This is a genomic window from Frateuria flava, assembly GCF_017837635.1.
GTDB lineage: Bacteria > Pseudomonadota > Gammaproteobacteria > Xanthomonadales > Rhodanobacteraceae > Frateuria_A > Frateuria_A flava.
Genome location: NZ_JAGJRS010000034.1, coordinates 282,972 through 296,708, shown reverse-complemented (window position 1 = coordinate 296,708; position 13,737 = coordinate 282,972). Strand labels below are relative to the sequence as shown.

The window sequence follows — 13,737 nt, the reverse complement described above, 5'->3', positions numbered from 1 at the left end:
CGGGAGCCCGGCATGAAGCAGCACCGATTCATCCTCAGCCTCGCGACGGCTTGCGTGGCCCTGCTCTGCGGCGTCGGCAACCTCCATGCCGCGGCGCCATCGGACACCCCGGAGCGGCCCGCCGCTCGCAGCGGCGTTTGGTACGAGATCTTCGTGCGTGCGTGGTACGACACCGATGGTGACGGGATCGGCGATCTGGACGGTGTCACCGCCAAGCTCGACTACCTGAAGTCGCTCGGCGTCGACGGGATCTGGCTGATGCCGATCAACCCCTCGCCGAGCTACCACGGCTACGACGTCACCGACTATCGGCAGATCCATCCGCAGTACGGCACGCTGGCCGATTTCCGCCAGTTGACCGATGCGGCGCACGCGCGCGGCATCCGGGTGATCATGGACCTGGTGGTCAACCACACCAGCGACCAGCACCCGTGGTTCCTCGCCGCCCGCGACCCGGCCGATCCGCACCACGCCTGGTACACCTGGGCCGGGCCCCGCGCCCAGCTGGCGGCGACCAGCGCCACCGGCGGGCCGGCATGGCACGCGCTGGGCAAGCAGCACTACCTGGGCACGTTCACCGGCGCCATGCCGGACCTCGACTTCGACACGCCCGCCGTGCGCGAGGCGATCGACGACATTGGCCGCTACTGGCTCGCGCAGGGCGCCGACGGCTTTCGCCTGGATGCGGCCCAGCACGTGTACTACGACTTCGCCACGCAGACGGACGACCCGGCGGTCCTGCGCAAGAATCTTCAATGGTGGACATCCTTCCACCAGGCGATGAAGCAGGCCGATCCGGATGTCTACCTGATCGGCGAGGTCACGCGCGAGCAGCCGAGCGAGCTGGAACCCTGGTTTGGCCCGCTGGATGCGGTGTTCGATTTCCCGCTGGCCAGTCAGCTCATCGCCAGCGCGCGCGAGGAACGTACGGGCACGCTCGGTGCCCTGCTCGGGCGGATTGCCGCCGCCATCCCGACTGGACAGGACGCGCCCTTCCTTTCCAACCACGACCAGGAGCGGGTGATGAGCCAGCTCGACGGCCATGCGCAGCACATGCGCACGGCCGCCGCGATGCTGCTTACCCTGCCCGGCGAGGCGTTCATCTACTACGGCGAGGAGCTGGGCATGCGCGGCACCAAGCCCGATCCGGACCTGCGCGAGCCGATGCGCTGGCACCGCAAGCGGTCAGGCACGGGCGAAAGCCGCTGGAAGCGCTTCAGCGCGGGCGACAGTGCCGAGGTTTCGGTGGATGCACAGCAGGACGACGCGCACTCGCTGCTCGCCTGGTACCGGATGCTGATCGACTGGCGCCGCGAACTGCCCGTACTGCGCAAGGGCGCCCTCAGCGTGCCAGAGGTGACCAACCCCCATCTGGCCGTGTGGGAGCTTTCCGATGGCGGCGACCACGCGCTGGTCGTGCACAACCTTTCGCACCAGGCGCAGACACTGAGCCTGGCCGGCGCGCTCGCTCGCTTCAACCAGGTGCACCTGACCAGCCAACCGGACGCCCGGATCGTCGCTGGCCAACTGCACCTGCCCGCCTACGCTTCGGCGGTCCTGGAGTGAATGCATGAGGCCGTCACTTGCCTGGCGTCTCCCCCGCGAAACCGGGAGCCCCCTTTTGCTTCGGAAGGGCAAGGTGACGATGGATTCCATTTCGCGGGAATGGCGGCCACAGGGGTGTCGCTTTCACAGCAAGCGAAGTCCGCAGAGCGTGAAAACCCACCCGACAGCCGTACGGCCGAGTCCGTTTTTCCCCTCTCCATACGCATCGCCGGATCGTGCGCTGCACCATCGGAAAACCGCGCCATGTCACGAATGAATACGTATGCAAACGGGTGTTGCGACGCGCGCACTGGCCCCTACTATGGGCCCGGCCCCGGCCGCCTGCACGCGCTCTTCACAAAGCTCAAGCGTGCGTCAACGGGGCCGATCACGTGGTTTGTTGTCGGAGTATTGCTGGTGTCCCCCACTTCCGCTGCTGCATCGCTTTCCCATGCCCGGGCGCACGCTGCGCTGGCCAGGCCTGCTTCCCTCACGCCGACCGCGCCGGGGTTCGACATTGCCCTGGGCGCCGACACGGTCCGCGTCGAACTGACCGCGCCCGACACCTTGCACGTGCAGTTCCGCAAGGCAGGTCACTCGGCAGCGCAGACGATCGTGATCGATCCTGCCCTGCAGGCGGCAAGCCCCCCGAACGCCGAGGTTTCCCACGATGCGAACGGAGCCCGGTTGCATTCCGCACAGCTGGAGGCCGTGTGGGACAAACAGCATGGCGAGCTGCGCATCGGCGTGCCGGGCCAGGCACCGGTGCTGCGCCAGTTCGCCCTGACCTCGCTGGGCCATGGCCGGCTGAGCCTGATCCACGCCAAGGGCGAGCCGATGTACGGCATCGGCGGCTTCGACGCCACCGAGCCGGCCACGGCCGGCCTGCTGCGTGACGGCTACCGCCCGGTCACCGCGGGTGAACAGGGCCACGCGGGTGCACCGTTCGTATGGACCACGGCCGGCTACGGCGTGCTGATCGATGGCGTCGGCGGCCAGATCGCGCTGGGCGACACGCGCATCGACGCGCGCATGTTCGACGGCGGCCTGGACTACTACGTCTTCCTGGGCGACCCGCACGCGATCTTCGGCGCGCTGGCCCAGGTCAGCGGCCGCAGCCCGCTGTTTCCCAAGTGGGCGATGGGTTTCACCAACAGCCAGTGGGGCATCGACCAGCAGGAGCTGCTCGACATCGTCGAGGGCTACCGTTCGCGCCACATCCCGCTGGACAACTTCACCCTCGACTTCGACTGGAAGGCCTGGGGCGAGGACCGCTACGGCGAGTTCCGCTGGAACGAGCAGAAGTTTCCCGATGGCGACAGCGGCAAGCTCAAGACGCTGCTGGACGCCCAGGGCGTGCACCTGACCGGCATCATGAAGCCGCGCATCCACGTCGATACCGTCGAGGGCCGCGAGGCGACCGAACACGGCTACTGGCTGGCCCAGAGCGACCCGGCGCCGGACTACTTCTCCGGCAAGACCGTGCGGGAGATCGACTTCGCCGACCCGGCCGCGCGTGCCTGGTTCTTCAACAAGGCGCTCAAGCATTCGTTCGAGACCGGCATGGTCGGTTGGTGGAACGACGAGGCGGACGACGTCGCCGTCGACCTGCAGCACATGGACATGCAGCGTGCGCTCTACGATGGGCAGCGCGAAATTTCCGACCTTCGCGTGTGGTCGCTCAACCGCAACTTCTACCTGGGCGCGCAGCGCTACGCCTACGGCCTGTGGTCCGGCGACATCCTCACCGGCTTCGCTTCCATGGCCGGCCAGCGCCAGCGCATGCTGAGCGCCATCAACGTGGGCGCCATGCAGTGGGGCATGGACGGCGGCGGCTTCAAGAAGGGCCCGCCGACGCCGGAAAACTACGCACGCTGGATCCAGTTCGGCGCTTTCACCCCGGTTTTCCGCGTCCACGGCGACCACAACCAGAAGCGTCAGCCATGGGTGTATGGCCCGCTCGCCGAGAAGGCCGCGACCGACGCGATCCGCCTGCGCCAGTCGTTGATTCCCTACATCTACAGCTACGAGCACCAGCGTCGCGCCACCGGCGTGGGCCTGGTCCGGCCGCTGGTGTTCGACTGGCCGAACGATGCGAACGTGCGCAACGACATCGATGCCTGGTTGTTCGGCGACAGCCTGCTGGTCTCGCCGGTGGTCGACGAAGGCCAGACGACCAAGCCGGTCTACCTGCCCGCGGGCGAGTGGATCGACTGGTTCAGTGGCAAGCACTATGCCGGTGGCCAGACCATCGAGCACGTGGCCGACGCTGAACGCTGGAGCGATATCCCGCTGTACATCCGCGAAGGCGCCATCATCCCGGTCGCGCCGGTGATGGATTTCGTCGGCCAGCGGCCGCTTACCGAGCTGGCGGTGGAGCTGTTCCCGGCCGACCATGCCACCGGATTCGATTACTACGACGACGACGGCACGACCTACGGCTACGAGCAGGGCGAGTATTTCCTGCAGTCCATGCGGATGGAGGCGCACGAGGGCAGCGTGGCCTTCGCGCTCGCCGCGCCCCAGGGCAGTTATCAACCGGCCCTGAGGTCCTGGCTGCTGAAGTTCCACGGCAAGCCCGCACAGGCGGCGCGCAGCAACGGCCGTGCGCTGGAAGCCTTTGCCAGCGTCGATGCCCTGCGCGCTTCGGCCGACGACGGCTGGGCCGTCGGCGAAGACCGCTTCGGTCCGGTGACCTGGGTGCGCGTGGCCGCAGGCAAGAGCCAGACCGTCACGCTCGACGTGGTGAAGTAAGCCGCCCATCGCTGGACGGGCCGTGTTCGCACGGCCCTTTCACCGGGGCGCCTGCGCGCTGAGCGCCGACGCAAACCCATGCCTGCCGGGAGCCTCGAACACCCATGCTGAGCCTTTTGCTGATGGCCTCGATGGCGGCCGCGCCCCAGCTTCCCGAAGCGGCTTGGCGCAGCGGTCTGGACTGGCAAGGCGTGCACGTGTCGATGCAGCGCCAGACTGGCGGCGCCTACCTGCTCCAATGGCCGAGCGGCCAGCGCGTGATTCCCGCGCCACCGCTCGAGGCTGCGACCGGCAGCGTGCTGTTCGACGGCCTGTATGCGATGGCGCAGGACGACCTCAGACACGATTCGGTGGAAGCCATCCGCGATGGCGCCTTCGACCACGGCCAGCCCATCCCCTGCCTGTGCTTCGAGACGGGCGAGAAGTGGCACTACGTGTGGACCCGCGACCTGTCGTATGCGGTCGACCTCGGCTTGTGGCGCTTCGACCCGGCGCGCTCGCGCAACGGCCTGCAGTTCAAGCTGTCCGAGGTGCGCGTGCCGTCCGCGCCGCAGGGCCTGTACGTGATGCAGGACACCGGTTCGGGCGGCAGCTGGCCGGTCAGCACCGACCGCATCGTGTGGTTCCTGGGCGCCCGGCACCTGCTGGACGATGCCGGCTTCGCCGCCAGGGTGCGTCAGGCGCTCGACGACACGCTGGCGCAGGACCGGCAATACGCCTTCGATCCAGCGTTCGGGCTCTACCGAGGCGAGACGTCCTTCCTGGACTGGCGCGAGCAGACCTACCCGGCGTGGACCGCGGACAACGTGCGTTTCATTGCGCAGTCGTTCGCGCTGTCCACCAACGTGCTGTATGTCGAGGCACTGCAACTGGCCGCGCGACTGGCCGATCAGCGCGGCGATCCTCATGCCGCCGGCTATCGCGCCCAGGCCCTGGCGTTGAAGGCGTCGATCAATGCGCACTTCTGGCGTGCGGACCGCGGCCTCTACATGAGTTATCTCGGCGGCGACGGTCTGCCGGTCGAGGCCTACGACCTGCTCGGCCTGTCGCTGGCGATCAGCAGCGGAGTGGCCGGCCCGGAGCGCGCGCGCCAGGCATTGACGAACTATCCGACCTGGCCCTCGGGCAGCCCGGTGATCTGGCCCGAGCGCGCGGACCAGCCGATCTACCACAACCGGGCGATCTGGCCCTTCGTCAGCGCGTATGCCCTGCGTGCGGCAAGGGCAGTCGACGATCCGGCACGCATCGCCCACGAGATTCGCTCGGTCATCCGCGGCGCGGCATTGGCCGGGTCGAACATGGAGAACTACGAGCTGCTGACCGAAGGCGTCCACGTCGATGATGGCCCGCTGAGCGGTCCGGTCGTCAACTCGCCGCGCCAGTTGTGGTCGGTCGCCGGTTTCCTGGACGTGGCGATCGAAGGGGTGTTCGGCCTGACCGATGACGGCCGCGTGGAACCCAAGCTGCCCGTGTCGCTGGTACCCATGCTGTTCGGCGACGCCGACCACATCGACCTGGCGGTGCAGGATCGCCGCATCACGCTGCGCCGCCCGTCCACGCTGGAGGGCAACCTGCTGGTCGCCGCCTCGACCCGGCAGGAAGGGCGCGACACCGTGGTGACGCTCAAGGCGATCGAGGTTCCGGAACAACCGTTGCGTACCCATGCACCGCTGTACGCGCCCCCCACGCCGGCGGCGCCCACGGTCGAATCCGAGGGCGATCACTGGCGCGTGCACAGCCCCGGCAAGGGCGTGCTATACGTCAATGGGCGCCGCCATGGCGCCATCGATGGCAGCGCGACGCTCGCGCGTACGGCCGCACTGCAATGCCTGCGCGTGACCCACATCGACGCGCACGGCATCGAATCGCTGCCCAGCCCCGAGGTCTGCCCCGGCGATCGGGTGCACGTCGCCGGCGCGTGGCCACGCCACTGGACGGCACCGAGCAACGGCCGCTACCGCGCCATGCTGGACTACGCCAACCCGCACGGGCCGATCAACACCGGCATCACCGCCGCGGTGAAGTGGCTGGTGGTCGATTGCGGCGACGGCAGCGTGCAGCGCCTGCCGCTGGTGATGCCGCACAGCGACGGCCGCCAGCACTCCACCTGGGCCGACTTCAGCGCGAAGGCCGGCGCGGGCTGCCGTTTCAGCCTGGAGGACGGCTTCAACATGAGCTACCTGCGCCACAACGTCCACTACACCGGTGGCGCGGGCGGCGACGGCGGACCGCTGAACGAGGCCGATGTCGGTGACTTGTTGATCGCCCCGCTTTGACCACGCCACCTTGCAGTAGCGCCCTTGGGCGCGACCCGGATATCGCGGTCGCGCCCAAGGGCGCTCCTGCGGAACAACCACGCCACGGAACGCCCGGATGACCAACAAACCCGCCCTGTCTTTCTGGCAGATCTGGAACATGTGTTTCGGCTTTCTTGGCATCCAGTTCGGCTTCGCCCTGCAGAATACCAACGTCAGCCGCATCTTCCAGACCCTGGGCGCGGACGTGGCCGACATCCCGATCCTGTGGGTGGCCGCCCCGCTGACCGGCCTGATCGTGCAGCCGATCGTCGGACATTTGTCCGACCACACCTGGAACCGGCTTGGCCGGCGCCGGCCCTATTTTCTGGTCGGCGCGGTGCTGACCACGCTGGCGCTCTTGTGGATGCCCAATGCGCCTTCGCTGTGGATCGCCGCCGGGCTGCTGTGGATCATGGATGCCTCGATCAACGTATCGATGGAACCCTTCCGCGCCTTCGTCGGCGACCAGTTGCCGGCGCGCCAGCGCCCGCTCGGCTATGCCATGCAGAGCTTCTTCATCGGCGTGGGCGCAGTGGTCGCCTCCGCCCTGCCCTGGCTGCTGGCGAAGTTCGGTGTGGCCAACGTCGCCTCCGCCGGGGGCGTGCCGGACACGGTCAAATACGCCTTCTACGCCGGCGGCGTGGTGCTGCTTGGCGCGGTGCTGTGGACCATCGCCACCAGCCCGGAATATCCGCCGCAGCTATTGCGCGAACAGGCCGACGAGGCGCCCGCCGATGCGCCGGTCGATACCTCCGATGCCTGGCGCCCGGGTGCGGTATTGCTGGCGCTGGGCGTCGCGCTGCTCTTGGCGATTGCCCGTTTCGGGCTGGAGAAGGAGCTGTACCTGCTCGGTGGCGGGCTGGCCGTGTTCGGGTTGCTGTTCGTCTGGGTCGCCTTCACCCGCAGCCGCGGCATGCCGCAGCAGGTGATGAGCGATCTGTACGGGATGCCCGCGCCGATGCGCCGGCTGGCCTGGGTGCAGTTCTTTTCCTGGTTCGCGCTGTTCGCGATGTGGATCTACACCACCCAGGGGGTGGCGCAAAGCTTTTTCGGCAGCACGGACACCACCAGCGCGGCGTACAACGAAGGGGCCAACTGGGGCGGCGTGCTGTTTGCCGTCTACAACGGCGTGACCGTGCCGGCGGCCTTGCTGATCCCGTGGATGGTGCGGCGTTGGGGCTTGCGCATCAGCCATCTGGTCAATCTGTGCCTGGGCGGTGCAGGCCTGCTGTCGTTCGTGGTGCTGCACGATGCACGCTGGCTCATCGCCTCCATGGTCGGCGTGGGTTTCGCGTGGGCTTCGATCCTGTCGCTGCCCTATGCGCTGCTGTCGGACAACCTGCCGGCAGCCAAGATGGGCGTGTATATGGGCATCTTCAATTTCTTCATCGTGATCCCGCAGCTGCTGGCCGCCAGCGTGCTCGGGCTGCTGCTGAAGACCTTCTTCCACGGCCAGCCGATCTGGGCGCTGGCCCTGGGCGGCGCCAGCCTGGTCGTGGCCGGCCTGTGCACGCTGCGCGTGCGCGAGCCGGAAGCGGCTTCCCAACCCACCGCCACTCCTGTACCGCCAGCGCCGGATCCTCTGTAAGAGCGCACCGTGTGCGCGACCGTGCCGCTGGCGGTCGCGCACAGGGTGCGCTCGTGCAAAAGCGCCCGCCTGACTTCGGCACCCTGCGGGAAAGCGCATCTGACATCGAGACACAGCCCATGAAAGCCCTCCCCTTCTCCCTCGGCCTGGCGCTCGCGCTGACTTCCGCAATGGCGCAGGCAGCCACGTCGCCGTCGCAGCGCGCGTTCTATGGCACGGCCGCGCCGTTCGCCGCGAACGCCATCTACTTCGTGATGACCGACCGCTTCGTCGATGGCGACCCGTCCAACGACCATCGCGACCAGGGTGGCGCGCACCGCACCTTCGACATCCCGGTACCGGGTGCGCCCAAGGGGCAGAGCGCGAACATCGGCTACCTGGGTGGCGACTTCAAAGGCGTGCTGAACAACGCCGGCTACATCCGCGGCATGGGCTTCGGTGCGGTGTGGATCACGCCGATCGTGGACAACCCCGACCAGGCCTTTACCGGTGGCGACCCGGTGAGCTGGGGCTCGAAGTTCTCCGACCGCGGCAAGACCGGCTTCCACGGCTACTGGGGCGTCAACTTCTACAAGCTCGACGAACACCTGCCCAGCAAGGATCTGGACTTCGCGCAGTTCACCGCCGGCATGCACAAGGTCGGACTGAATGTCGTGCAGGACATCGTGCTCAACCACGGCTCGCCGGCCTTCACGATGCCGGAGCGCCAGCCGCAGTTCGGGCAGATCTTCGACGAACACGGCAAGCTGATTGCCGACGAGCAGAACCTGCCGCCCTGGCAGCTCGACCCGCGCCACAACCCGCTGCACCGCTTCTACCACGCGTACGAGGACCTGGCGCAGCTGTCCAACAACGACGAGTCCAACCCCGCGGTGCTGGACTACTTCACCGGCGCGTATCTCAAATGGATCGACCAGGGCGCGGACGCCTTCCGCATCGACACCATCAGCCACATGTCGACCGCGTTCTGGCGGCAGTTCTCCGCGCGCATCCGCGCCAAGCACCCCGGCTTCTTCATGTATGGCGAGGCGTTCGACTACAGCCCGGACAACATCGGCAAGTACACCTGGGCCAGGAACGGCGGCATCAGCCTGCTCGACTTCCCTCAGCAGGGCGCGATCAAGGCGGTATTCGAGCGCCCCGGCAGCGACTACGGCCTGCTGCAGTCGAAGCTCTACCTGACCAACGGCCCGTACGCCAACCCGTACGAGCTGGTCACCTTTTACGACAACCACGACATGGCGCGCATGGACGCCAGCGACCATGGCTTCATCGACGCCAACAACTGGTTGTTCACCACTCGCGGTATTCCGGCGGTCTACTACGGTTCGGAAACCGGCTTCGAGCGCGGCCGGGCCGAGCACGAGGGCAACCGCAACTACTACGGCCAGGCGCGCATCGACGCGGCCGGCAGGAGCTCGATCTACCGCCAGCTCAAGCGCATCGCCAACCTGCGTGAACGCACCCCGGCACTGCAACGCGGGCTGATGCTGGTCGAGCACATGGGCGGCGACCAGGCGGCGTTCTATCGCGTCTACCAGAAAGACGGCCTGCACCAGATCGCGCTGGTCTTGCTCAACAAGGGCGACCAGGCCGCGCGGTTCCATGTGACCAGGTACCTGCAGCCGGGACGCTGGCAGGCAGCGCTGGGTGGCGCAGCGGTCGACGTGGCGGCGGGCGGCGCGCTAGACGCAAAAGTGGGGCCGCACGATGTGGCGGTGTACCTGCTCGACGCGCCGGCCACCCGCACCGAGCTCGTCGCCGAGCTGACCCGCCTGATGCGCGACAAGAGCCATCCGGATGAATGACCGCCGCCGCACTTCCTGCAGGAGCGCGCTTGCGGGCGATGCCCTTGGTGGGCGTGCCACAAAAGCATCGTCCGCAGCCGGGCTCCTGCAAAAGGCAGGCGGGCGCGGGTGGCTGGCCTTGCTCCTGCTGCTTCCCTGCGCACTGCATGCGCAGGTTCGGAAGCTCGAACTGGATGCGCCCGCCTTCGCGCCCGAGCGCATCCACATCACGGTCTACCTCCCGCCCGGCTATCCGGACTCGACCGCCCGTTATCCGGTGCTGTACGCCAACGATGGCCAGGACATGCAGGCGGTCGGACTGCAGCCGACCCTGGCGACGCTCTATGGAGAACACGCGATCGAACCCATCATTGTCGTCGCCATCGACATGCTGCGGGACCGCGCCAGCGGCTACGGGCTTTCCGATCGCCAGCGCGGACAGAGCGTGGTCGGCGGATCGAGGATCGGTGCGATCGGCCTGAGGGCGGCCGATTACTCCTCGTGGATCGCCACTTCGCTGGTGCCGTACATCGACACGCACTACCGCACGCGCGCCAACGCCCGGCAGCGCACGGTGATGGGCTGGTCGTTGGGCGCGCTCAACGCGTTCAACCTGGGCTGGGAATATCCGGACGTGTTCGGCCAGGTCGGCGCCATGTCGCCGTCGTTCTGGCTGGCGGGCGATCGCAGTGACGCCTCGGCGGTGCAGCGCACGCGGCTGGCGCAGGCGATGGTCGATCGCGGTCCACGGCGCGAGGGGCTGAAATTCTGGTTCGCGGCAGGCACGGCCGAAGAAACGAACGATCGCGACCACGATGGCGTGATCGACGTGATCGATGATCTGCAGGATCTGGTCGATGGCTACCGCGGCGAGGGTGTGCAGCGCGGAGGCTTGCGCCAGCTCGGCTACGCCACCACCGGTCCGGGTGCCGACGTGACGGTGTTCCTGTTGCCGGGCGGGCATCACCAGCAGGCCTCCTGGGCGAAGATGCTGCCGGCATTCCTGCGCTGGGCTTTTCCGCCGCGCCCATCGCCTTCCTTGTAGCAGCGCCCTTGGTCGCGACGGAGTGTCCGGGTCGCGAGCGCTCCTGCAGGGAGATGGGGATTAACTGGGGCGCACGCTCGACTGCCGCACCATCAGCTTCACCGGCAGCATCACGCTCTGGGCCGGTTCGCCGCGGATCATCATCAGCAGGTTCTGGACCAATACCTCGCCCGCGCTGCGCGTGTCCTGCAGCACGGTGGTGAGCGGTGGGCTGGCGAAGCGCGCCATCGGAATGTCATCGAAGCCGGCGACCGGCACGTCGACCGGCACCTTGTAGCCGTGCTCGGCCAGCGCGCTCATCGCGCCGATGGCGATCAGGTCGCTGGCCGCGAACACCGCGTCGAACGCCACCTCGCGCGCGATCAGTTCCGACATCGCCGTATGGCCGCACAGCTGCGTGCTTTCGGCATCCACCTGCAAGGCTTCGTCCACCTCCAGCCCGGCCTGCTGCAGCGCCTGAGCATAGCCACGGTAGCGCTCGAAGAATTCCGGATAGTGGCTGGAGGCGTCACCCAGGAACGCAATCCGCCGGCAGCCCTGTTCGATGAAGTGCCGTGCGACCGCCTGGCCACCGCTGAAGTTGTCGCAGCCGACCGAAACGCCCGGCTGGTCCGGCTGCACGGCGCCCCAGCGCACGAAGCGCGTGCCAATCTCCACCAGCTTTTCCAGCCGCGCGCGATAGGCCAGGTAATCGCCGTAGCCGAGCAGGATGATGCCGTCGGCCTTCTTGCTGTCGGCGTAGTCGGCGTGCCAGTCGTTGGAGAACTGCTGGAAGGACACCAGCAGGTCGTAGCCCAGCTGCGCGCAGGCGCGGGTGATGGAGCCGAGCATCGAGAGGAAGAACGGGTTGATGTTCGACCCGTCGGTCGTCGGGTCCTCGAACAGCAGCAACGCCAGCGTGCCCGAATGCTGCAGGCGCAGGTTGGAGGCGTTCTTGTCGACCTTGTAGTTGAGCTGCTCCGCCGCCGCGCGGATACGCTCGCGGGTTTCCTGGCTGACCAGCGGACTGCCGCGCAGGGCGCGCGATACCGTGGCCTGGGATACCCCCGCCAGGTGGGCGATGTCGATCGACGTCGCTTTGGCCTTGCTCACTGCGGCGAACCTCTGGTCCTGGCGGCTCGCACAACATTACCATCGGCCCGTCGCGGCGTGCCGGCACCCATGCATACGTATTCAGCCGGACGCCGAACACGGCAGCAGCCAGACTCGCACCAGATGTATTCCTGGGACCTTCGGGGGAAGAACGGATGAGTACGCGGGAGACGCCAGTCGACCTGGCACTGGAACAACGGGCCACGGCCCGCATCGTGCTCATCGCCGCCGCGGCGGCGCTGGGCGGCTTCCTGTTCGGTTTCGACACGGCCGTCATCAACGGCGCCGTGGAAGCGATCCGTGGCGGCTTCGAGCTGGATGCCGCCCGGATCGGGCTGGCCGTGTCCTGCGCCCTGCTCGGCTCGGCCGCCGGCGCCTGGTACGCCGGCACGCTGGCCGACCGCCTGGGCCGCGTGCGCACCATGCAGGTCGCCGCACTGCTGCTGGCCGCCAGTGCGATCGGCTCGGGCCTGGTCACCGGCATGTGGGACCTGATCCTGTGGCGCGTCGTTGGTGGCGTCGGCGTGGGCATGGCATCGGTGATCGCGCCGACCTATATCGCCGAGGTTTCCCCGGCGCACGTGCGCGGACGGCTTGGCTCGTTGCAGCAGCTGGCGATCGTGCTCGGCATCTTCGCCGCGCTGCTCAGCGACGCGTGGCTCGCCGCCACGGCCGGCGGGGCCTCGGCGAAGCTCTGGTTCGGGCTGGAAGCCTGGCGCTGGATGTTTCTGGTCGCCGTGGTGCCGGCGCTGGTCTACGGCGCGCTGGTGCTTGGCGTGCCCGAATCGCCGCGCCACCTGGTCGCGCGCGGGCGCCTGGCCGAAGCCCGCGACGTACTGCGCAGGGTGCTGGCCATGCGCAGCGAGGCCGCGCTGGACTACAAGCTGGGCGAGATCGAGCGCAGCCTGAAGATGGAATACCGCCCGCGCCTGCGCGACCTGCGCGGCCCGCGGCTGGGCCTGCTGCCGGTGGTGTGGGTCGGCATCCTGCTGTCGGTGTTCCAGCAGTTCGTCGGCATCAACGTGATCTTCTATTACTCCTCGGCGCTGTGGCATTCGGTAGGTTTCAGCGAGGCCGATTCGTTCTCGATCACGGTGATCACCTCGATCGTCAACGTGCTGGTGACGCTGGTGGCCATCGCGCTGGTCGACAAGCTCGGCCGCAAGCCGCTGCTTGCGATCGGCTCGGCCGGCATGACCGTCACCCTTGCGTTGATGGCCTGGTGCTTCTCGCAGTCAGTCGGCACGGGCGCGAGCCTCACCCTGCCCGCCCCGTGGAACATGGTCGCGCTGGTCGCGGCCAACGCCTACGTGGTGTTCTTCGGGCTGAGCTGGGGACCGATGGTGTGGGTGCTGCTGGGCGAGATGTTCCCCAACCGCATCCGCGCGGTCGCGCTGGCGGTGGCGGCCGCGGCGCAGTGGCTGGCCAACTTCCTGATCACCTCCACCTTCCCGGCATTGGCGGAGGTAGGGTTGAGCTTCGCCTACGGCCTGTATGCCGCGTTCGCGCTGATCTCGCTGCTGTTCGTGGTGTTCGCGGTGCGCGAGACCAAGGGCATGGAGCTGGAGGACATGCCGGGCTAGCCATGACCTTGTAGGAGCGCCCTTGGGCGCGACCGGGATGGCGGGA

General features: G+C 67.8%; 8 protein-coding genes. 7 read left to right on the top strand and 1 reads right to left on the bottom strand.

Going from position 1 to position 13,737, the window contains the following annotated elements:
* The first annotated feature begins 12 nt into the window (after window positions 1-12).
* The 6 genes from J7I44_RS16325 (at window position 13) to J7I44_RS16300 (ending at window position 11,016) form a co-directional block, all read left to right on the top strand.
* Window positions 13-1,566: an alpha-amylase family glycosyl hydrolase gene (locus J7I44_RS16325; RefSeq protein WP_209623182.1), complete on the top strand. Its 1,554-nt coding sequence runs from the start codon at window positions 13-15 to the stop codon at window positions 1,564-1,566.
* Between the two features lie 396 nt (window positions 1,567-1,962).
* Window positions 1,963-4,299, top strand: coding sequence for a glycoside hydrolase family 31 protein (locus tag J7I44_RS16320; protein WP_209623179.1), 2,337 nt, complete (start codon window positions 1,963-1,965; stop codon window positions 4,297-4,299).
* Between the two features lie 104 nt (window positions 4,300-4,403).
* The gene (locus J7I44_RS16315) at window positions 4,404-6,575 is read left to right on the top strand and encodes a glycoside hydrolase family 15 protein (protein WP_209623177.1); all 2,172 of its coding nucleotides are present in this window, start codon (window positions 4,404-4,406) and stop codon (window positions 6,573-6,575) included.
* A 97-nt stretch (window positions 6,576-6,672) separates the two neighbouring features.
* Window positions 6,673-8,184, top strand: a complete 1,512-nt coding sequence (locus J7I44_RS16310) for an MFS transporter (RefSeq protein ID WP_209623175.1) — start codon at window positions 6,673-6,675, stop codon at window positions 8,182-8,184.
* Between the two features lie 119 nt (window positions 8,185-8,303).
* On the top strand, window positions 8,304-9,992 hold the full coding sequence (locus J7I44_RS16305; RefSeq protein WP_209623172.1) for an alpha-amylase family glycosyl hydrolase: 1,689 nt from the start codon (window positions 8,304-8,306) through the stop codon (window positions 9,990-9,992).
* A 118-nt stretch (window positions 9,993-10,110) separates the two neighbouring features.
* Entirely contained in the window at window positions 10,111-11,016 is a 906-nt protein-coding gene (locus tag J7I44_RS16300) for an alpha/beta hydrolase (RefSeq protein WP_209623170.1), read from the top strand.
* A 60-nt stretch (window positions 11,017-11,076) separates the two neighbouring features.
* Here J7I44_RS16300 and J7I44_RS16295 read toward each other — a convergent pair whose 3' ends face one another.
* The gene (locus tag J7I44_RS16295; protein WP_209623169.1) at window positions 11,077-12,108 is read right to left on the bottom strand and encodes a LacI family DNA-binding transcriptional regulator; all 1,032 of its coding nucleotides are present in this window, start codon (window positions 12,106-12,108) and stop codon (window positions 11,077-11,079) included.
* 155 nt (window positions 12,109-12,263) lie between these two features.
* Here J7I44_RS16295 and J7I44_RS16290 point away from each other — a divergent pair, with 155 nt between their 5' ends.
* The gene (locus J7I44_RS16290; protein ID WP_209623167.1) at window positions 12,264-13,691 is read left to right on the top strand and encodes a sugar porter family MFS transporter; all 1,428 of its coding nucleotides are present in this window, start codon (window positions 12,264-12,266) and stop codon (window positions 13,689-13,691) included.
* Window positions 13,692-13,737 lie beyond the last annotated feature (46 nt).

Excerpts from the sequence above, each read along its gene's own strand:
- J7I44_RS16325 (WP_209623182.1), top strand. The coding sequence starts at position 13 with ATGAAGCAGCACCGATTCATCCTCAGCCTCGCGACGGCTTGCGTGGCC.
- J7I44_RS16315 (WP_209623177.1), top strand. The coding sequence starts at position 4,404 with ATGCTGAGCCTTTTGCTGATGGCCTCGATGGCGGCCGCGCCCCAGCTT.
- J7I44_RS16310 (WP_209623175.1), top strand. The coding sequence starts at position 6,673 with ATGACCAACAAACCCGCCCTGTCTTTCTGGCAGATCTGGAACATGTGT.
- J7I44_RS16305 (WP_209623172.1), top strand. The coding sequence starts at position 8,304 with ATGAAAGCCCTCCCCTTCTCCCTCGGCCTGGCGCTCGCGCTGACTTCC.
- J7I44_RS16290 (WP_209623167.1), top strand. The coding sequence starts at position 12,264 with ATGAGTACGCGGGAGACGCCAGTCGACCTGGCACTGGAACAACGGGCC.